The 20,918-nt window shown below is 48.3% G+C and carries 18 protein-coding genes; 8 read left to right on the top strand and 10 right to left on the bottom strand.

Going from position 1 to position 20,918, the window contains the following annotated elements:
• Positions 1-98: 98 nt before the first annotated feature.
• Positions 99-554 (bottom strand): DoxX family protein, encoded by a 456-nt coding sequence (locus ACFS7Z_RS15545; RefSeq protein WP_377486284.1) that lies wholly within the window; start codon positions 552-554, stop codon positions 99-101.
• Positions 555-594: 40 nt separating this feature from the next.
• Entirely contained in the window at positions 595-1,209 is a 615-nt protein-coding gene (locus tag ACFS7Z_RS15540; protein ID WP_377486281.1) for a mechanosensitive ion channel protein MscS, read from the bottom strand.
• 116 nt (positions 1,210-1,325) lie between these two features.
• Here ACFS7Z_RS15540 and surE point away from each other — a divergent pair, with 116 nt between their 5' ends.
• Positions 1,326-2,102 carry a 5'/3'-nucleotidase SurE gene (gene surE / locus ACFS7Z_RS15535; RefSeq protein ID WP_377486278.1) on the top strand — a complete coding sequence of 259 codons (777 nt, stop codon included), beginning with the start codon at positions 1,326-1,328 and terminating at the stop codon, positions 2,100-2,102.
• A 323-nt stretch (positions 2,103-2,425) separates the two neighbouring features.
• Here surE and ACFS7Z_RS15530 read toward each other — a convergent pair whose 3' ends face one another.
• The 6 genes from ACFS7Z_RS15530 to ACFS7Z_RS15505 all read right to left on the bottom strand — a co-directional run bounded on the left by ACFS7Z_RS15530 (position 2,426) and on the right by ACFS7Z_RS15505 (position 8,162).
• Complete coding sequence (locus ACFS7Z_RS15530) at positions 2,426-3,682, bottom strand: TonB family protein (RefSeq protein ID WP_377486275.1); 1,257 nt, start codon at positions 3,680-3,682, stop codon at positions 2,426-2,428.
• Between the two features lie 75 nt (positions 3,683-3,757).
• Positions 3,758-5,026 carry a TonB family protein gene (locus ACFS7Z_RS15525; protein WP_377486272.1) on the bottom strand — a complete coding sequence of 423 codons (1,269 nt, stop codon included), beginning with the start codon at positions 5,024-5,026 and terminating at the stop codon, positions 3,758-3,760.
• A gap of 193 nt (positions 5,027-5,219) precedes the next feature.
• Complete coding sequence (locus tag ACFS7Z_RS15520; protein ID WP_377486269.1) at positions 5,220-5,684, bottom strand: energy transducer TonB; 465 nt, start codon at positions 5,682-5,684, stop codon at positions 5,220-5,222.
• 101 nt (positions 5,685-5,785) lie between these two features.
• Complete coding sequence (locus ACFS7Z_RS15515) at positions 5,786-6,247, bottom strand: energy transducer TonB (RefSeq protein WP_377486266.1); 462 nt, start codon at positions 6,245-6,247, stop codon at positions 5,786-5,788.
• Between the two features lie 102 nt (positions 6,248-6,349).
• The gene (locus ACFS7Z_RS15510) at positions 6,350-7,780 is read right to left on the bottom strand and encodes a TonB family protein (protein WP_377486263.1); all 1,431 of its coding nucleotides are present in this window, start codon (positions 7,778-7,780) and stop codon (positions 6,350-6,352) included.
• Entirely contained in the window at positions 7,764-8,162 is a 399-nt protein-coding gene (locus ACFS7Z_RS15505) for a BlaI/MecI/CopY family transcriptional regulator (RefSeq protein WP_377486260.1), read from the bottom strand. Before ACFS7Z_RS15505 ends, ACFS7Z_RS15510 begins: the two co-directional genes overlap by 17 nt.
• A 538-nt stretch (positions 8,163-8,700) precedes the next feature.
• Between ACFS7Z_RS15505 and ACFS7Z_RS15500 the strand changes: the two genes are divergently transcribed.
• A complete protein-coding gene (locus tag ACFS7Z_RS15500) occupies positions 8,701-11,670 on the top strand; it encodes a SusC/RagA family TonB-linked outer membrane protein (RefSeq protein ID WP_377486257.1) in 2,970 nt (989 codons plus the stop codon).
• 18 nt (positions 11,671-11,688) lie between these two features.
• Positions 11,689-13,140: a RagB/SusD family nutrient uptake outer membrane protein gene (locus ACFS7Z_RS15495; RefSeq protein WP_377486254.1), complete on the top strand. Its 1,452-nt coding sequence runs from the start codon at positions 11,689-11,691 to the stop codon at positions 13,138-13,140.
• Between the two features lie 97 nt (positions 13,141-13,237).
• On the opposite strand, the gene ACFS7Z_RS15490 is transcribed toward ACFS7Z_RS15495, so the two are convergent.
• Together ACFS7Z_RS15490 and ACFS7Z_RS15485 are read right to left on the bottom strand one after the other, a co-directional pair.
• Positions 13,238-13,834: a histidine phosphatase family protein gene (locus ACFS7Z_RS15490; protein WP_377486252.1), complete on the bottom strand. Its 597-nt coding sequence runs from the start codon at positions 13,832-13,834 to the stop codon at positions 13,238-13,240.
• A gap of 75 nt (positions 13,835-13,909) precedes the next feature.
• Positions 13,910-14,509 (bottom strand): GNAT family N-acetyltransferase, encoded by a 600-nt coding sequence (locus ACFS7Z_RS15485; RefSeq protein WP_377486249.1) that lies wholly within the window; start codon positions 14,507-14,509, stop codon positions 13,910-13,912.
• Positions 14,510-14,768: 259 nt separating this feature from the next.
• Between ACFS7Z_RS15485 and ACFS7Z_RS15480 the strand changes: the two genes are divergently transcribed.
• The 5 genes from ACFS7Z_RS15480 (at position 14,769) to ACFS7Z_RS15460 (ending at position 20,916) form a co-directional block, all read left to right on the top strand.
• On the top strand, positions 14,769-15,473 hold the full coding sequence (locus ACFS7Z_RS15480; RefSeq protein WP_377486246.1) for an SDR family oxidoreductase: 705 nt from the start codon (positions 14,769-14,771) through the stop codon (positions 15,471-15,473).
• A 161-nt stretch (positions 15,474-15,634) separates the two neighbouring features.
• Positions 15,635-16,750, top strand: coding sequence for an NAD-dependent epimerase/dehydratase family protein (locus tag ACFS7Z_RS15475; protein ID WP_377486243.1), 1,116 nt, complete (start codon positions 15,635-15,637; stop codon positions 16,748-16,750).
• Between the two features lie 52 nt (positions 16,751-16,802).
• A complete protein-coding gene (locus ACFS7Z_RS15470; RefSeq protein WP_377486240.1) occupies positions 16,803-18,857 on the top strand; it encodes a GDP-mannose 4,6-dehydratase in 2,055 nt (684 codons plus the stop codon).
• 1 nt (position 18,858) lies between these two features.
• Complete coding sequence (locus ACFS7Z_RS15465) at positions 18,859-19,869, top strand: MDR/zinc-dependent alcohol dehydrogenase-like family protein (RefSeq protein ID WP_377486237.1); 1,011 nt, start codon at positions 18,859-18,861, stop codon at positions 19,867-19,869.
• A gap of 3 nt (positions 19,870-19,872) precedes the next feature.
• Positions 19,873-20,916, top strand: a complete 1,044-nt coding sequence (locus tag ACFS7Z_RS15460) for a Gfo/Idh/MocA family protein (protein ID WP_377486234.1) — start codon at positions 19,873-19,875, stop codon at positions 20,914-20,916.
• The last annotated feature ends 2 nt before the right edge of the window (positions 20,917-20,918 follow it).

The raw sequence follows: 20,918 nt of genomic DNA, 5'->3' as shown, positions 1-20,918 counted from the left end.
GGAATGTGTTTTGTGACATTCTTCCGCAGGAATGCCAACAAAAAAGCCTCAGCGTTCGGCCAAGGCTTCAGAAGAAGATTTCTTCTATACCGGACTTACTATATCACTATTCTGTTAAACCTGCTCCGGTATTTGTCTGTGGGGAAAAACTTATTGTCGAGGCTGTACCTGCCGGGGCCGGTGAAGATAAGGGAGAAAAACAGGATTGCCGCCTCCAAGGCATGGGAATAGCCGTTAAAGCCGTCTCCGGCTGCTGCGTGGCGGGCAGTGGCAATGATCATCGTAAACAACAGCAGTGAGCAGGTCACCCGCCAGAACAAACCTAAAATCAGTAGCAGACCTCCTGCAGTCTCCGCGAAGCCAGCCATAAAACCCCAGAAAGCCGGGGCAAAAGAAATTCCGATCAGCTCCATGTTCTGGCCGATAGCTGCCCAGCGCTCCGGGCCACCAGCCAGTTTAGGCCAGCCATGCAGGATAAACATCGTGCCGATGCCAATACGCAACAGCAGCAAACCAATATCTTTATATCTGTAGTCGGAGCGAAGTAATGCCATAAAGACAATAATAGGTATTCGTACTTAATATCGCAACAGACTAATATAAAAGGACACGTTTTACGAGGGTGTTGGCGGGAATATTTCCTGGATTATACCTTCCTAAATCTCTGGCATCCTGTGGCAACTGCGTGTCGTCCAGCACGAAGCTCATTCCTGCTTCCTCAGAAACTGCAACAAAATTATCTTCTACCAACGCCACTGTTCCTATAGGGTAAGCCTGTTTTATTTCACCGTATTTAGACCCTACGCCAAGTCCTTCTGCTGTTTTATACTCCTGGCTATCCACGCTAATGCGCCATACCAGACAGTTGGGTTCGCAAACCTGTTCTATCAGCAGTCCTTTTTCCTGCCCTTTTGAGCGCAGCACATAGGCTGTAGACTGCTGCCCTTCCAGCATCAGGGTGGTGTCGTTTATAACCATGCCAGATGGAACCTGCTCCCGCACCTGGTTGATGGGCATGCCTATTTTTAGGTTTCCTACCTGCCCTTTCTCAATTACCAGGCTGGTAGGATCAGGTGCGGTAACCTCCGTTTCTGTGGCATTTATCTGTTGCTGTACGTTGCTTTCTTCAGCAGATTCATTTTCGTTCTGAGAGAGGCAGGCAGCCATACCTACTCCCAGCAGAATAGCATATATTAGGTTTCTTATCATAGTTCTAGTGTCTTTATCTTTATTATTTAAACCTTGTAGCGCAGCAGGAGGTTATAGTATATTAGCACGAGAAACGTATTCTTTCATATTTTCATATATCAAATCAGAATAATAAAATGGCAAAACCACTCATTTTGGTCTCAAACGACGACGGCATTACCGCACCGGGCATACGTACACTTGTAAAAGTTGCTATGAAGGTCGGCAATGTTGTAGTTGTAGCCCCGGATAGCCCGCAGTCGGGAATGGGGCATGCCATCACCATCGGTAATACGCTCCGCTTAGATAAATCCATTGCTTTCGAGGACCTGGATGTGGAGGCCTATGAGTGCTCCGGCACGCCGGCAGACTGTGTGAAACTCGCGAAGCACCATGTGCTGAAAGACAGGAAGCCTGACTTGGTAGTAAGCGGTATAAACCATGGCTCAAACTCAAGCATCAGTGTGCTGTACTCGGGCACGATGTCTGCTGCCATAGAAGCCGCCATTGAGGGTATGCCATCTATTGGTTTCTCCCTGTGTGACTATGGGCATGAAGCTGATTTCTCACATACTGAAGAGTTTGCAGAACGCATCATCCGCCAGGCGCTGGAGCATAAGATTCCGGACAATACGGCCCTCAATGTAAACTTCCCGAAGAAAAGTGAGGAGAAGATCAGGGGTATCAAGGTATGCCGCCAGGCGCATGCCAAGTGGCAGGAAGAGTTTGATGAGCGCCTGGATCCCCGCAACCGCAGGTACTTCTGGATGACGGGCAGCTTCGTGAACTTCGACAAAGGGGAGGACACGGATGAGTGGGCACTGGTGAACAATTACATTTCCATCGTGCCTTGCCAGTTCGATATGACCGCGCACCACGCCATTGGCATGCTGAACGAAGACTGGCAGTTTTAGGTAAGGCTAAGGCCTTAGTATTTTTTAGTAATCTTTACAAGTGTAGAGGGAAGCAAAACAGCCCCGGCTATCTATAGCCGGGGCTGTTTTGCTTTATTGCGTTTTATGATCCTTTCACCTGGAAATAGTGAGTCTGTAATCGTACTTGTCATACTTGATGATTGTTGGTTGAAGTAGAGGGCTCCTACCCCATTGCCTTCAATTTAAAGTTTTTGTGTCATTTCGAATGCAGTGAGAAACCTGAGGTATTGCGTGGTTATGAAAAAATACAGAACTCTCACTGCGTTTGAGATGACATCGAAATGTGTGATAATAAGACCTTTTTACCTCGTCACTACTACATCTGCAGATGTAGTTGGAGCAGGAGATGATATGCTTTTACCTTTTTTTGTCACGAACTCTACCGTAATTTCCTGCATGGCTGTAATCGACTGGGAATTCTTTTTGGCTGGTATCCAGTTGCCTTCCGTGAGTTTGAATACTCTTGTAATCTCGTCCGCAATCTCCTTCTGTTCTTTTGACACACTGGTCATTGGTCCGTTAAGGCTGCCATCCTGCTTCACTAAAAACGCCACTTTCACAGTGCCCTCGAAAGAGGTGTCGGGGTAGCGAAGATGCTTTGCAAGGAATTTTTCCAAATCCCCATCTTTTAGTGCCGGACTAATATCTGCCTCATCTGCTTTATAAGAAGACTTCCGGTCGTAAGCGTCTGGCTGGTAGGACAGCAGCATGGCCTCTGATACGTTATCCGTAGGCTCTCCGGAACTGAAGAACAGCACAGGAAGCGTTACCTCTGCAGCCACAGGTTTTCCTTGCCTGATGCCGGGTTCCCACATACCGCTGGTGGCCTGTATGGCTTCTGCCGCTGCTTTGCTGAGTGCGGCAAGCACAGCCTTGTCCTGCAGTTTAAAGGTTGATGCATCCATATAATCCATGTCGGCGCCGGCACCCACAACCTGTTTTAGTTTTGTGTTTGCAATAGTGATATTCGATACCCTTCCATCTGCCTCCACATTAAAATTCACCTGCACACGGGCATTGATGTTTTCTTTTTGAGCTGCAGCCGGCGTGTTGAGGTTTTTGTAAATGGTTTGGACCATGGCTTCCTGGCCACCTTTGAACTGGGGCATCTGATGCAGTACTGTGGGATTACCGTCAGTATCCAAGGTGAATTTGATGGGGAGGGTCTGCTTTACACGTACAGCTTTTCCTTTATGCCGGCCGATGCTCCATCTTCCATCTGTTAAGCTTATCAAACGGACTGCTTCAGCATCTATGCTTTCAGAAATGCCCTTGATAGTTTTAACATCCGTTACATTGCCGTTGGTCTCTACTATGAACGTTGCCACCACAAACCCTGACAAACCTGCCGCCTTCGCATCCTGCGGATATTGAAGATTGCCGGCGATGAAATTCATCATTTCGGCATCGCCACCCTTAAATGCTGGCATTTCATCCACGTAAGAAAGCACTTTCTCTTCAGAGGCAGGTGCCTGGGCCAGTGCTTCAGTTGGAAGGAAGACTGCAGAACTGAATAGCGTTAGTCCGGAGAGACAATAGAGCTGTAATTTGTTTTTCATGTGCTGGCGGTAAGTGCGGGTTGAAACATTCTGATAATGAATGTAATAACATCCATCCAGTTATCCTAACGTTCACTACCTATACTTCGTTACGACCACATCAGCAGTAGGAGTGTCTTTAGCTGCCGGTTTCTTCTCGCCATCATCAATAACAAAGCTTATGGTTATGGTTCGGCCAACGGAAACGGGGTGGCCATCTATTTTGCCCGGAGACCACCTGCCTTGTGTTGAACCAATTACGTCCCTTATTTGCTCAAACGTGACTTCTTCATCCGGGGTGGTAGCGCGGCGGAGCATGGAAACCATTCTACCGTCGCCTGTCACGAGCAGCGTAAGTTGTACATCGCCTTCAAAGGAGGAGTTGGCGGGATAGCGCAGGTTTTTGGCCAGGAACTTCTCCAGTGACATATCCTTCAGCTCAGGCTTCACATCCACTTCTTTATAATTATAAACATCCTTTTTTGGCTTCAGCTTTTGTAGGGTGGGCACCTCCATTTGCTGATTGCCAGTCTTGTCAGCCTCAGTACTCAGGAACTGCAATGGCAGGACAAGTTCTGCGGCAACAGGCTTACCGTTCTGCATGGCGGGTTCCCACCTCCCTGATGTAGCCCTAACAGCAGTAATGGCGGCTTCAGCAAGCCTGGCAAGAGTTGTTTTGTTTTGTACGTTGAAGGAGGTGGCATCCATGTAGTCAAATTCAGCGCCCGGCCCAACGACTTTTTTCAGCTTCATTTTCTCCACTTTCATGTTAGTTACTGTGCCGTCTACTTCTACTGTAAACTTCACCGTGATGCGCGCATTCAGGTCCTCCTGTTTCGCCTCCTCAGGCAACTGCAGGTAACTGTTCAGGGTCTGTGCCATGGCTTCCTGGCCGCCTTCGAACCGAGGAACTCTGTTGGCAACATCGGCCACGGCAGCCCTGTCTGCCTCAGACAACGCGAACCGGACCGGCAAGGTATACCGCACCGGCACCGGTTTCCCGCCCTGCTTACCTGGCTTCCACCGGCCGTTCATTAGTTTTACCACACGCACGGCTTCCTCATCTGTGCCTTTGCCGAGCTTCTTCAAGGTCTGCACATCTGAAATGCTGCCATCAGTACCCACTATAAATGAAACCACCACCAGGCCTTCTACTCCAGCGGCCCGGGCTTGTTTCGGGTAATTGATATTGGTGCCCATGAACTTGATCATGTCTGCGTCACCGCTTTCGAAGTGTGGCATCTGCTCTACATAAGTGTAAGGCTTTTCAGTGGACTGAGCAAGGGCAGCAGGAGCAGAGAGCGTGGCTATGCTGAAGAGTACAATAGCTGCAAAATAGGTAAACGGTTTGTTGGATTCTTTCATGGTATAAGTTGTTTTTATCTTTTGGTAAAGGCAAAAAAATTTGATTAACCCATAAGTGAGCTGAAGTATAAGTAGTGTCCTAAACAGCGTTAACAGATGAAACAGGATTATACCTTCATTAGCATTTATCCTTGTTACCGCCAGATGCTTCAGGTTTAAGACACAGTTATATCAAAGTTGGAATTCAAATATGTTAGTCCAGCGTGTAACGAACCGGTAGCGTGTACCTGAAGCGTATATCTTTCCCATTATTTTTGCCAGGGATCCAGCTTCCGCTGGTTAATTTTACTGCCCGGACAGCCTCCTGGTCTGTTTCAGGGCTCAGGCTTTTGACGATTTCTATATCCGTAATAGTGCCGTCTGTTTCTACTACAAACGACATCACAGTTATCCCCTCTACGCCTGCCTTTTCTGCTGCCTCCGGATACTTTATGTTACTTCCCAGGAAGGTTAATAATGCTGCCTCGCTGTCTTTATACACTGGTATCTGCTCTGCATAAGTATAAGCTTTTGATGTGTCCGTCTTCTCAACGGAAGCTGTTTCTTTCTCCTGCACTACTATAGTTGGTTCTTCTTCGGTGGAGCATGCTGCTGTGGCAAAAATGCACGCGAATAGAGAAGCAATTAAAGTTGTTCTTGTTAAAATAAGCTTTTTCATATTGTTCTGTTTTTGTTTGAATATTGGATTTTTAAGGGCAATAGTTTTCTGGCACGGCTTAAGACCGTATTAAAAAAGGATGATAGTAAGGACACTGTATGTTATTTTATGGTAAATCTTATTGGAAGCGTATAGCGTACGCGCACAAATTCTCCTTCTTCTAACCCTGGATACCACTTCTTGCTCGTCATTTTTGCCAAGCGCAGCGCTTCTTTGTCTATTTCAGGATGAAGGTTTTTTTCCAATTTCAAATCCGTGATTGAACCGTCTTTTTCAACTCTGAACTTAAGCACGACCATACCTTCTACACCTGCCGCTTTCGCCTCCTCTGGGAAGCGGATGTTCTTGTGTAAAAATCGGAACATCTCCTCTTCACCCCCATAGAAAACCGGTGTCTGCTCTACTTCTCTATAGACTGGGTCCTCTTGCTGATAAGTTTGATTTTCAATTTCTGATGCGACCTCTGCAATGGGCTCCTCATCAGAAGAGCAGGCCAGAAATACTGAAAGCAATAACGGCAGTGGAAGCTTATACAGCTGATGGAGTATGTTGTGCTTTTTCATGATCTGCAGATGTTTTGCTTTAACACAATAGAATTAGTAGGCAAAAGCCTTCCAAGCACGGCTCAAAACCGTGTTAATAAGGGTTTAAAATGTTAATGATTGTTATTTTATAGTGTACCTGACAGGCAAGGTGTAACGGACTGGTACTACTTTTCCATTCTGCTTTCCGGGTAGCCAATTACCACTCATCATTTTTACTACACGCACTGCTTCTTCATCTGTACCCTTACCTAATCTTTTTATAACCTGAATGTCGTCTAGCCTGCCCTCGTGGTCCACTACAAAGCTAAGTACAACGATGCCTTCTAGTCCGGCCTCTTTTGCCTCTTCAGGATAGCGTATATTCTTGCCGAGGAACTTTATCATTTCTGCTTCTCCTCCCTTAAACATAGGCATCTGCTCTACATAAGTGTAGGGGTTTGTAGATCGGAGGTGGAGGTTATGTATATTATCAGTGGGTTTATCTTCTTGAACAGGCATGTCTGCTGGCGTGTCATCCCTTAAAATTGGCATTTTAGCATCAGCCTTTGCCTGAGACTCGGGAAGCTTAGTGCTATCTTTATCAAGATTTATTGATTCAGAGGAAGTCTCATTTGAGGGTGCTGCATGTGCCGGGGAAGTAAGTTGAGTAGCAATATCGGCTGCTACCTGCTGAGAGGAGAGGGAGAGTAGCAGTACCACAAACAGGGGCAGCGTGAGCAGGGGCTTTAGCCATCCGGGTCTCTTACCGTGCCTCTTGAGCATGTGCAGGCGCTGGAGCACCTGCGGTTTCTGGAAATGGCTGCCCACAGGTAAGCCCATGTTGAAAAGTACTTCTTTCGACAAGAGCACCCTGTATTCATTTAGTTGGTGCTGCTCCAGCACACAGGCATCGGCCTGGTACTCATGCAGGTTGCGAAGTTCTTTCTTCAGAAACCAGATAAGAGGGTTAAACCAGAGTGCAATAGACAGCACTTCGTATAGGAGGATGTCATACGTATGGCCCAATTGTACGTGCGCCAGTTCATGGGCCAGTACCTGTTGCCTCTCGCGTGGGTTGAGCTGCTCCTGGCTACTCAGGAATACATAGTTCAGAAAGGCAAAAGAAGAATAATGCTGCCCTAACTGTACTATCTGAACCGCATCCGGTGTCTGTTCAATTGTTATTGCTTTGGATTTCAGCCGCCGGATGTGCCATAGTTGCCTGCACAGTTTAAAGGCAAGAAACAGTGCCACCAGCAGGTATAAACCCAGTACAAGATTGGCAGGAGTTATAAACTGCAGCAGCGCAGCGCCCGTTGCCGGCTGCCCGTAAGCTACCACAGTCACTTCTGATAACTGAATTGCCTGAAGGGTTTGTGCCACGGCAGTATCCGGGGAGAGAAAGGCAGGCCACTTAATGAGAGGTAATGTAAGCGCCACCAGCGGGGCCAGCAGCAGGTACAGCCTGTTAAACCGGAAATTGGTTTCGTTCCGCAGCAGTGCGTAATAGAACAGGTACAGCGTGAGCAGGCCAATGCCTGACTTGAGTATGAAATTAAGTAGTACTTCCATCTTTCGGATCCTCCTTATCCGGGTCTATGTCTTCTTTTACCTGCTTTAGCAGCTCATCAAGTTCCTGCACATTTAGGTTGTTGTCTTTAGCGAAGAACGATACCAGTTTTTCAAAGGAGCCGCCAAAGTAGCCACTCATAAAGTTCTTCAGGAAATAGCTCTTGTACTTGTCCTGCGCCACCAGCGGGTAGTACTGGTGCGATTTGCCAAAAGCCTCATGCCCCACAAAGCCTTTGTTCTCCAGTATGCGCACTATAGTAGATACTGTATTGTAAGCCGGCTTCGGCTCCGGTAGCTCCTCGAGTATGTCGCGGACAAAGGCCTTTTCCAGCTTCCAGAGTACCTGCATGATCTCTTCTTCGGCCTTGGTTAATTCTTTCATCTAAGTGTTGTTCAGGTTCTGTTAATCTAATGTACAACTATATACTTAGTTTTAAAACTAAAAGTTTAGTTTTTGTAAATAAAGATATGGTATCTCTTCAAACAGCATTTGTTTAGCTGTACAGGTTAGGAAAGGTGGGAGGTGCTAGACAAATACTTCGAACAAAGCCACACCCAAGGAGGTTAGTTGGAAGATCTGCAGTGCTTCTTATTGCTGCTTTGCACCGTGTTTGGGTTGCAAAAGCAATTAGGGCAGTTGGATTACAGTATTTGCAATCATCTGTACTTGTAATTTTGAAATTGCACAATAAACAGAGTGTGTTTTAAGCAAATTCTTATCAAGAGCGCTTTGCCATACTATTCTCATTATTTTTTTGACTTCTTTTTTAAATGATTTTCTATTAGCGTATATTTCGAGTTTGTATGGGTATGGAGCTTAAATGATTCAGGTTTAAACATCTTGTTAAGCCTGGTGTGCTTTTAAATTCAGCTCAACAATTCTTCATTTTCTATTTATTTTTTATTCACAACAACCTGACATGAGAAAAATTTTATTGTTGAATTTTGCTTTCATGCTATGCCTGCTACATCAGGTATTGGCACAAGGTGGAACAGTAACCGGTAGGGTAATTGAGCAGGAAACGGGGGAAGGTTTGCCTGGAGTCTCAGTTATCGTTAAAGGAACCTCCACCGGTACAAGCACTGGAGTGGACGGAGGATACTCCCTCACCATTCCAGCTAATCTGAATCCTGCCAATGTAACGCTGGTGTTCAGGCAAATAGGTATGGCTACCCAGGAGATAGCCCTCGGAAACAGAAGTACGGTTAACGTAAGCATGAGTACCGATTTGAAGCAGCTGCAGGAAGTAGTAGTGACAGGATACACCACACAGACACAGCGCGAGGTGGTAGGTTCCGTTTCTACTGTAAAGGCAGAGGAAATAAAGCAGGTGCCGGTAGGGTCTTTTGACCAGGCACTGCAGGGTAGAGCGCCCGGTATACTGGTGCAGGCGAACTCAGGCCAGCCAGGTGCAGCTGCAAACGTGGTAATCCGTGGTAAAGGATCAGTTTTAGGTAGCAATGAGCCTTTGTACGTGATGGATGGTGTGCAGATCTCTGCCAGCGATTTTGCTACGCTGAACCCCTCGGATTTCGAAAGCCTTACAATTCTGAAAGATGCTTCTGCAACATCTATCTATGGATCAAGAGGTGCTAATGGTGTTGTTGTGATCACAACAAAAAGAGGTTTGGCTGGTGCCACCCGCATCACGTACGATGGGCAGTATGGCTTTTCCAGGGCTCCGGAGAACAGGTTGGAGGTCATGACCACAAACCAAAAGCTGGATTATGAGTTGGCCAACGGTAACCCTTTTGAATGGACAGACCAGGACCTGGCCCGCTTAAGGCAGGTGAACACCAACTGGCAGGATGTTTTCTTTAAAACCGGATACACCCAGAACCATACCATCAGTGCCTCTGGTGGCAGCGAGAAAACGACCTTCTTCCTTTCCGGTTCTATCTTCGACCAGACAGGTACAGTGCCGAACACGGGCCTGGAGCGTATCACAGGTAGGGCTAACGTAGAGTCATCTGCCGGTGATTTCACCTTTGGTATCAACTCCACTTTTGGTGTTTCAGACTTCAATAACACTACCGAAGCCAATTCAAGCATCTCAAGTCCGCTGAATGCTATTCGTTGGAGTAACCCTTATGAAACGCCGTTCGATGAAGACGGAAACTATACCCAATTAGCATCCGGGCAGCCGAACGCGCTACAGGAGCTTCTGGAAAACAGAAACGAAAGAAAGCAGTTGAAAGGGGTTGGTAACGTGTATGTGAACTACAAGGCACCTTTCCTGGAAGGTTTAACATTAAGAACTACCTGGGGAGGTGATTTTACCTCCAACGAAACCGTAGAGTATGTTGACCCCACCACAGCCTCAGGACAATTCTCTACAGGTGGTTCCGGTTCCTTTGGGCGCGGCTATAACAGAATATTCCGGTATACCGGAACAACTTCAGCAGCATACGAAACGCAGTTTGGCGAAGATCACAAGCTGACAGTTGCCCTCTTCAATGAAGTTGTAAACTCCATGTATAAAGGATTTGACTTTACGGGCTATGGTTTAGGTGGCGCTTTCCAGAACGAAGCCGGCATTACTCCCGGAAACGCTTCAAACGGTTACATACCTGCTGTTAATGGTAATGGTACTGAGAATGCGCTGTTATCCTACTTTACCAACATCAACTATGGTTTCAAAGACAGGTACTTCCTGACAGTGGGTGCACGCAGAGACGGATCTTCCCGTTTCGGAGCCGACAGACGCTTTGCTAACTTCGGATCGGTTGGTTTTAGCTGGATAGTGAGTGATGAAGCCTTTATGGAAGGTATTTCGGATGTGTTCAATGATGTTAAATTCAAGGCGAGTTATGGCTCGGCAGGTAACCAGGTGCTGTTGGATGAGTTTGGAGATCCCTTGGACTTTGCTTCCCGTGAGCTTTTCAGGCGTAGTGTATATGCCGGCGTAAGCGGACTGGCGCAGGTGCAACTGGCTAACCCTGAGTTGCAGTGGGAAAGAAAAACCACCTTCAACACTGGTTTGGAATTAACTGCATTGAACGGAAGAGTAGGAGCAACGGTAGAATATTATAACTCCGTTACAAGCGACCTTTTCTTGAACAGGCAGCTTTCCAGGACAACTGGTTACGAAGAGTTGCTTTCTAATGTGGGCGAGCTTCAGAACAGAGGTATTGAGTTAGCATTAACAGGGGATATCATTAGTGGCACTGACTTTACCTGGGCTGTGAATGTAAGCTTGACCCATAACCAAAGCAGGGTGAAGTCGCTGTTAGGTGATGAGCAGGAAATCATTGAGGATGTATTCATCAACCGTGTAGGAGAACCGGTGAATTCCTTGTACGTGGTACGTTATGCCGGTGTAAACCCAGACAATGGTAACCCACAGTACCTGACTAAAGAGGGGGATGTGACGGAAGTATATGATCCGAATGACAGAGTTATTGTAGGTACAGCTGAGGCACCTTTCTTTGGTGGCTTTGGAACCTCTTTAAACTTCAAAGGCATTGAGGTTAGTTCTTTCTTCAGCTTTGTGGAAGGCAATGTCCTGTATAACAACGACCGGGCAAATGTGGAGAACCCAGCGTACTTATTTGATAATATTTCCGCTGACCTGGTGAATGAGTGGAGAATTCCTGGTCAGATTACGATGATACCAAGCCCTAATGCGCCCTTCGAACAGAACACGACGCGCTTTGTTGAAGATGGGGATTTCCTGAGGCTACGCAACCTGACCGTTTCCTATGCCTTGCCAAAGCAGTGGATCAACACTATTGGATTAACCAACATCAGACTGTTTGCTCAAGGACAGAACCTGGTGACGTGGACTAAGTTCCGGGGCTTTGACCCAGAGGTAACGGGTGGATCACTAGTTGGTTCGCAGTATCCAGCACTTCGTACTGTTACTTTTGGCGTAAACGTTGCACTTTAATTGTATAAATTTAAAAAGATGAAGATTAGGCAAATATTTTTAGGTGTAGGACTCAGCTTTGCTTTGGTACTCTCTTCCTGCGAGAGCGTGATTGATATAGAACCTGAGTATGCGAAGGAAGGTGCTGAGATTTTTAATAACCTGGACGAGTATGAGTATGCGCTGACAGGAGCCTACGCACAGTTTCGTCAAATAGGTTATTTCGGCAGCGGTGGACAAACAACAGGCACATGGTCTACTTTACCAGACGTGATGTCTGATAACCTGGTACAAACAGGTGAAGATTTGGGGAACTGGGCCAGCCAGGCGAATTGGAATTACACTAGTGATGAGTCAGACATTGCCATTGCATGGATTGCTGCTTACCAGGTTATTACACAGGCTAACTTGGTGTTAGATGGTATTGACAGGTTTGCAGATGAAAATCCTGAACGTGTAAACAGGATCAAAGGCCAGGCCTTGGCTATCAGGGCCGTGGCACACTTTGATCTTCTGAGGTACTGGGGAGAAGCGTTCGACAGAAACTCTGCCTTATTAGGGGTGCCTTATAAAACGACTGTTGACAAGGACGACATGCCTGCCAGGTTAACCGTAAAGGAGACGTATGACAACATCTTGAAGGATCTGAACGATGCTGAAGCACTCTTAGGAGATGTAGATAGCGAACCCAATACAGAATCATCCAGATCGTTTATTGATCTTACTACTACAAGAGCTATCCTGGCACGGGTAAACTTATATGCAGAGGAATATGCAGAAGCCGCACGTTATGCAACTTTAGTTATCGATGAAATACCTTTAGCTTCGAGAGCGGAATTCCCGGCTATCTGGGAAGATGAATCAGTTGCAGAGGTGATATGGGCGGTATCTTTTAATGCAGGTGAGGGTACTCCATCGGGTGGTGTGCACAACGCACCATCAAACCGCAACCGCTTCAGGCCTTCCTTACCATTGATGGAAACATATGCAGAGCAAGCTGATGTACGCTACGACTCCTATTTTGGAACAAGATCCAGAGCCGATGTCGAAAGGCCAATCGTGGCCAAGTTTGTTGGCCGTGGTACAGCTACAGATAACCTGGTGAACTGGAAGGTGTTCAGAACCGGCGAAATGTATTTGATCCGCGCTGAGGCCAGAGCCATGTTAGGAGATATAGTAGGAGCTCTGGCAGATCTGAATGCATTACGAGCTGCAAGAATAGCAGGCTATGTGCCGGTTGTGATAGCAACACAGCAGGCACTGCTGGATGCTATTGCGCTGGAACGACGCAAAGAGTTATTCAGTGAAGGCCACAGATGGTTTGATTTGAAAAGAACCACCCGCATGATTGAGCGCGAAGATTGCGGCACTAATGCTATAAACTGTACGCTAGAGCCAGATGCACGAGAGTGGGCCTGGCCTATACCTCAGGGCGAGCTAGATGCTAACAGCAACATTAGAGGACAGCAAAATCCAGGCTATAGCAGTTAGATAAACTGGCTATGCCGGTTTAAATCAGCATTATCTCAGGAGCCCTTTCCGCCATCGCAGGAAGGGCTCCTTTTTGTTTACGGATTCTACAATACAGCTACTGCTTCTTCTCCATTACATTCAGACTCACAAAGCCGCTTCCGCCTTTTACTGTCTGCTGCCACCCCATTTTCTTTAATTCCCTTAGGATAAAGTTATTCAGCAGGCCGTGTGCCACCAGTACGGTTGTCGCATTTTCATCAGCATCTTCCTCCAGCCGCTCCGCACATTTCCTGGCACGCCATTTCGCCTCTTTAAAAGACTCTATGCCTTTGCTGTTGAGCCCAAAGAACCAGAGCAGGCGTGCGGTAACCAGCCACAACTTAATGGGCAGCCGCAGGAGTGGCAGGGAGAATATTTTCCGCTCAAATTCACGGAAATTACGATCCACCTTCAGTAGTACCTGTTCTCCGAAGATAGCCTTGGCTGTGAGCTGAGACCGGACGAGTGTGCTGCAGTATACTTCTTTTATTTCTTTGTAAGGAATGGCCTCATGCTGCAGCACAAATTTCTCTACCTGTGCGGCATCATAGTCTGAGATATACTGGCTTGCTGCCGCTGCACTGAAGAAGCCTTTGGTAGGCACCTCCGGCCGCGCATGCCGGATCAGAAATATCCTCTTAGTTAACTGTTCTCTGTTGGTTAGTGTTTCCAAAAATTAGGACTGTTTGCGGTTCATTACCAAACAGCTATACGCAAAGAAAACAGCCCTTGCTATTGAATTCCCTGTTTATGCCTGATGAGGCTCCACTAGGTCTTTGAAGACAGAGTTTTTGATTTGCTCCCACTCAGGCCGCAGGATGCTGTAGTAGATGGTGTCGCGGCGGCGGCCATCGTGCATCAGGGTATGGCTGCGCAGAATGCCCTCCTCGGTAGCCCCGATTTTTAGCATGGCTTTGCGGGAGCGCATGTTCACGGCATCTCCCTTTAGCTCTACCCGCTCCATCTGTAGCACCTCAAAGGAATAGCGCAGCAGCAAAAATTTACAGTGCCTGTTCAGGCCGGTGCCCCTGTAGGCCTTGCTCAGCCAGGTCCAGCCAATTTCCAGCCGCTTGTCCGGCACAGAGATGTTGCCATAGCTGGTGCTGCCTGCCAGCTGGCCGGTGGCTTTGTCCACTATCATAAAGGTATAGCGTGTGCCGAGCTGGTAACCAGTGATGGCTGTCTGTATCCAGTCGTTCAGTTCTTCCTCGTTGCTGATACGCGTAATCATGTAGCGCCAGATTTCTTCGTCCAGTGCTATTTCACGGAGTTCCGCTTTGTCTGAATCCAGAAAGGGGCGGAGGAGCACGCGTGTATTCTCCAGCAGAGGTACCTGGTCAAAATTCATAGGACGAATTTAACGTTTGGGAGCCTGCAAGGTAATATAAGCGGGTTATTTATCCTGATTCGGGCTGAATAAATAAATTGGGGTAACGCATTTTTGTAGCAACGCCAATCCCTTAAAAATTGGATAGTTAGCGAAAAATAAGCCTATTTTTATATATGCTTTTAGCAGCATCTACAACCCTATCCCCCTCAACTACGTTCTACCTACCTAACGAAGGATTTAATAATATCTATATAGGGAGCAGAATTATACCAAGAGAGTGCAGGAGTTAAAAGGCAAAAAGGCAGTAGTGAGCGGTGGTGGTTCCGGTATAGGCCGGGCTATAGTGGGCAAGCTGTCTTTAGCGGAAGTAACCACTGCCATTGCCGATCTGCAACCTCCTTCAAACCTCCCAACCAACGTTTACCCTTTTACCTGCGATGTCACAGCGGCCCCAGCTGTGGATGCATTTTTTACCGGAGTACATGAGAAGCTTGGCACACCCGACATGCTTATTTGTAGCGCAGGGCGTGGCATTCATGAAAAGCTGACGGAAGGAGACCCTGAGAAGTGGCGCCAAATCATTGATACCAACCTGATGGGAGCCCTTCGGCTGATACGGGCCTTTGTTCCGGGAATGCTCGAGGCGGACCACGGCGATGTGGTGCTTATCTCTTCGGTCTCGGCTGGACAGGCTTACCCTTATGGCGGTGTTTATGCCGCCACAAAATCTGCTTTAGAAGTAGTGGCTGAAACGCTGCGCCAGGAAGTGCTGCCTACTCTCAGGGTAACAGTTGTGGCCCCGGGCGTAACTGACACTGCTTTTTTCAGGAACACCGTTTCCGGTTTTCATACAGCAGAGGACATTGGGTATGGTACTATTTCAGCAGATGACGTGGCAGATGCTGTGCTTTATGCCTTGAGCCAACCTCCGGGAGTTTCAATCAATAACATTACGATCAGGCCTACGGCACAGCCATTTTAAATCTGGGTAAAAAAAATAATACAGATGAGGTTAAAGAGTTTTTTGCGCCATAAGGAAGTGCAGCAATCATATAAATGCATACAAAGTAAATGTCTCACAAGATTCGGTGTCCCCAGTCCTGATGCCACGGTCTTATTACTTACCAAAACGAATTACAGACTATGAAAAGCAAAGTATTGATAACAGGAGGTGCTGGTTTTATTGGCTCACACTTGGCAGACGAACTGCTAAACCACGGCTACGAAGTAAGAGCACTGGACAACCTGAGCCAGCAGGTACACGGCAAAGACTGCAAAAGGCCTGAGTACCTGCACAAAGACGTAGAGCTGATGGTAGGTGATGTCCGCAACCGCGAAGACGTGGACAAGGCGCTGGAAGGAGTAGACTATGTATTCCATTTCGCCGCTATGGTGGGGGTAGGCCAAAGTATGTATGAGATAAAGGAGTACACCGATGTAAACAACATGGGTACAGCCGTGCTTCTGGAGGCACTCATCAAGAACCCAGTGAAGAAGCTGGTGGTGGCCAGCAGCATGAGCATCTACGGCGAAGGCCTTTGCAAAAATCCGGCGGGTGAGTTGGTAACCGCGCAGGAGCGCCCATTGGAGCAACTGAAAGCAGCCGACTGGGAACTGTATGACAAGGGCCAACCTTTGCAACCGATACCTACACCGGAGACCAAGATTCCATCGCTGTCTTCGGTATATGCCCTCTCTAAATACGACCAGGAGCGCCTTTGCCTGATGGTGGGAAGAGCCTACAATATTCCAACAGTGGCCATGCGCTTTTTCAACGTTTACGGAACGCGACAGGCACTTTCGAACCCATACACCGGGGTGCTGGCCATTTTCGCATCCCGACTTTTAAATAACAATTCTCCCATGATCTTCGAAGACGGATACCAACAGCGTGACTTTGTACATGTGCGCGATGTGGCGTTGGCGTGCCGACTGGCGATGGGGAAAGAAGAAGCCACCGGCAAAGTTTTTAATGTAGGCAGCGGAAACAATTATACCATTCAGGAGATTGCGGAGCGGCTGGCAACCGTCATGGACAAAACGCACCTGAAGCCGGAAGTAACAGGCAAATACAGGGTAGGCGATATCCGCCACTGTTATGCTGACATCACCCTGGCAAACGAAGTATTGGGCTTCTATCCGCAGGTAGACTTCAACAATGGGCTGGAAGAACTGGCCAATTGGCTGGAAGGCCAAATCGCGTATGACAGGGTGAATGAGGCAAGCGCCGAACTGGCAGCACGCGGCCTGACTGTTTAAGTTTAAACGGGAGCACCCATTTTCTGAATTATTAAAAAGTATTCTCATCACTATGAAAATAAAGAACGCTAAAAACGAAAAGTCACTCCCCAGAGTCGGAATTGTAGAGTGGTTCCGTGTAGGAGAGCATGAGCGCGTAAAGCAGGTGCTCGCCGACTTGAAGGAACTGGGTGTAACAGAGCTCAGAACAGGCGTGTCGTGGGCTGATTACTATACTCCGGAGGGAAAAGGGTGGTACGACTGGCTCATACCTACTCTTTCAAAAGAGGTAAATATATTGCCTTGCTTCCTATACACACCGCCTTCGCTGGGTGAGAAAGCCCGCACCTCTTCACCGCCAAGAGACAGGAAGGCCTATGCTGATTTCCTGGATGTATTTATCTCCGATATGGGGGAGCACTTTGAGTGGGTGGAGCTGTGGAACGAGCCAAACAACCAGGTAGAGTATGACTTCACGCTGGACTACGGCTGGAACAAGTTCGCAGAAATGGTGGGAGGCGCCGCCTATTGGTGTAAGCAACTGGGCAAGAAAACTCTGCTGGGTGGCATGAGCCCCATTGACCCGAACTGGCTGCAGGTTATGTTTGACCATGGCGTGATGCAGCACATTGATGCGGTAGGCATACATGGCTTTCCCTTTGCGTTCGACCAGGTGTGGGGTGGCTGGGATGAAAACATCAACGCGGTGCGTGAGGTACTGGATAGGAACAACTGTCAGGCAGAACTATGGATTACAGAGGCAGGCTTCTCTACCTGGCAGCACGATGAACTGAAGCAGGTGGAGGAGTTCAGAGAAGTACTGAAGGCGGATGCCACAAGACTATACTGGTACGGCGCCTACGACCTGAATGCAAAATATCCTACTGTGGGAGGGTTCCATTTAGATGATCGGGAATACCACTTTGGTCTGAAGCGTTCCGATGGCAGTTCTAAGTTGCTGTACCGCCTGTGGGCGAAACACGGCATGGAGCGGTTGGAGAATCTGGATTACATTACGCGCACTATAAAAGAAGACACCGCGCCTTATACCCTGATAACAGGAGGAGCGGGCTTTGTGGGTACAAACCTGGCCAAGCGGCTATTGTCAGAAGGTAAGCGCGTGCTGGTCTTCGATAGTCTGTCCCGTGATGGCGTGGAGCAGAACCTGCAATGGCTGTACGAGACATACCCGGAAAACCTGGAAATATATGTGGGGGACATTCGTAACCTGCAAACCGTGCGATATGTCATGCAACGCGCCGAGGCAGTGTATCACTTTGCCGCCCAGGTAGCCGTGACCACCTCGCTCGACCTGCCCATGAATGACTTTGAAATCAATGCGCGCGGCATCATGAACGTGCTGGAGGCTATACGCGAGCAGGATAATCCGCCACCATTGGTGTTTACCTCCACCAACAAAGTATATGGTGGCCTGGAAGACGTAGATTTTATTTCCAACGGTTCGCGCTATTATCCGGCAGATAAAGACATGAAGGAAAACGGCATCAGCGAAATGCGCTCACTCGACTTCCATAGTCCGTACGGCTGCTCAAAAGGCGCTGCCGACCAGTATGTAATAGACTATGCCCGCACCTATAACCTGCCGATGACAGTATTCCGTATGAGCTGCATCTATGGGCCGCACCAGTATGGCAACGAGGACCAGGGCTGGGTAGCGCACTTTGCCATCAGGGCCATAGAAGGTCAGGCGATAAACATTTACGGCGATGGAAAGCAGGTGCGTGACATACTGTTTGTAGAAGACCTGGTAGATGCCTTTATTTTAGCAAACAAGCATATCAAGCGTATTTCTGGTCAGGCCTTTAACATTGGAGGCGGTACAGAGAACACAGTAAGCCTGCTGGAATTGCTGAAAACCATCAGTAAGTACCGGGGCAAAGAAGTGCAGCTGAAGTTCGGCGACTGGCGCCCAGGCGACCAGCACTACTATGTGTCAGACACGCGTAAGTTCCAGGAGGCTACCGGGTGGTATTCAAAGCACAACGTGCAGGAGGGTATGGCCAAGCTGTACAGGTGGCTCTGCGAGCATCGTGGAATAGAAGTGCCATTAACTTTATCATCGAAAAAAGTAATAGAAGAACCCGCTAAAAAAGTAGCAGTAGCATAACATGCAAGAAACACTGACAACAGAAGACAAAGCTGTAGCCAGCACCCCCGCTACAAGTATGAAAGCCGCTGTGATTACAGCACCAGAAAAAGTTCAAGTTCAGAATACTGACCTGCCGGAGCCGGAAGCAGGGCAGGTGCGGCTGCGCTTAGAAGGCTGTGGCCTTTGCGCGTCCAACATTCCTGTCTGGGAAGGGCGCGAGTGGTTTACGTATCCTGTTGCCGCCGGCAACCCCGGCCATGAAGGCTGGGGAACAGTGGATGCCGTAGGAGCAGGTGTTGAGAATGTACAGATAGGAGACCGTGTGGCGGCTCTTTCTTATAACTCCTATGCCCAATATGATATCGCGGATGCCGATAAGGTAGTGAAGCTGCCGGAGAGCCTGGCTGGAAAACCTTTCCCTGGGGAGCCGCTGGGCTGTGCCATGAACATCTTTAAGCGAAGTGACATTTCTGCAGGCCAGACAGTGGCCATTTTAGGAATCGGTTTTTTGGGAGCACTATTGGTGCAGCTGGCAAAAAATGCCGGAGCAAGAGTTATCGCTGTATCACAGCGGGAGTTCTCGCTGGAGATGGCAAAAGAGTGTGGCGCCGATGAAATCATACCGATGGATGACCACTACAAGATCATCGAGAAAATAAAGGAGCTGACAGGCGAAAAGTTCTGTGAGCGCGTGATAGAGTGCACTGGAAAGGAGTGGCCGCTGAACCTGGCCGGCGAACTGACGGCAGAACGCGGCAAGCTCATCATCGCTGGCTTCCATCAGGACGGCATGCGGCAGGTAAACGTACAGCTCTGGAACTGGCGCGGCATTGATGTCATCAATGCGCACGAGCGCGATCCGCAGGAATACATAAAAGGCATAAAAGCAGCGGTAGAAGCAGTGGCGAACGGAACCCTGAACCCCGACAAGCTGTACACACACACCTATACCTTAGATAACATAGAACAAGCCTTCCATAACCTGAAAAGCCGACCAGACGGTTTTGTAAAAGCCCTTATAACGTACTAAAGCATGCAAGACACGATACAGGATACACAACAGGAAACTACAGCATCTTCTTCTACCTCCTCTAAGCCTCAGCTTGGCTTTTTGGGTGTTGGCTGGATTGGCCGCAACCGCATGGAAATGATTGCCAAACAAGAGGCGGGTGAGGTGGCTTATATTTCAGATACAGCGCCACACAATGCAGAAGAGGCGCTGAAGAGCGCACCAAAAGCAAAGCAGGTTCCTTCGCTGGAGGCTATGCTGCAGGAGCCGGCGGTTAATGGCATTGTCATCGCGACACCAAGCGCTTTCCATGCCGAGCAAAGTGAACTGGCACTGGAAGCAGGCAAGTCTGTTTTCTGCCAGAAGCCTTTAGGGCGCAACGTAGAGGAAACAAAGCGGGTGGTGGAAGCTGCCCGGAGAAACAATAAGCTGTTGGGTGTGGACCTGTCGTACCGTCATACTACTGCCATGCAGGAGGTGTACAAGGTGGTGCAGAGCGGTGAGCTGGGTCATATATATGCCATTGAACTGGTCTTCCACAATGCCTATGGTCCCGACAAAGCCTGGTTCTATGAGCCGAAGCTTTCCGGTGGTGGCTGCGTAATTGACCTTGGAGTGCACCTCGTAGACTTAGCCTTATGGTCGCTCAACTTCCCGAAGGTAAAGCAGGTGCAGAGCCAGCTATTTTCCAAAGGCAAGCCCATTGGTATGTCAGAGGGAAAAGTAGAGGATTACGCATCGGCCAGTATTGAGTTAGCCGGAAACACACACATGCAGCTCAGTTGCTCCTGGAACCTGCCGGCTGGACAGGAAGCCATTATCAGCGCTACCTTTTATGGTACAGAGGGTGGTGTAGCCTTAAAAAATGTGAACGGGTCCTTTTACGACTTTGTGGCAGAGCGCTACTACGGCACCAAAACCGAGACGCTGTGTTCGCCGCCGGATGAGTGGTCGGGCAGGGCAGGTGTGGCCTGGGCTAAACGTTTGGCCAATTGCGAAGGCTTTCATGAGGAGGCAGAGGAGTTTGTGAAGGTAGCAGAAGTATTAGACAGAATTTACGGTAGATAGCA

This window comes from Pontibacter toksunensis, assembly GCF_042686245.1.
Taxonomy (GTDB): domain Bacteria; phylum Bacteroidota; class Bacteroidia; order Cytophagales; family Hymenobacteraceae; genus Pontibacter; species Pontibacter toksunensis.
Note: the sequence above shows the minus strand (reverse complement) of the source record. Positions and strands in the feature narration are given on the sequence as shown.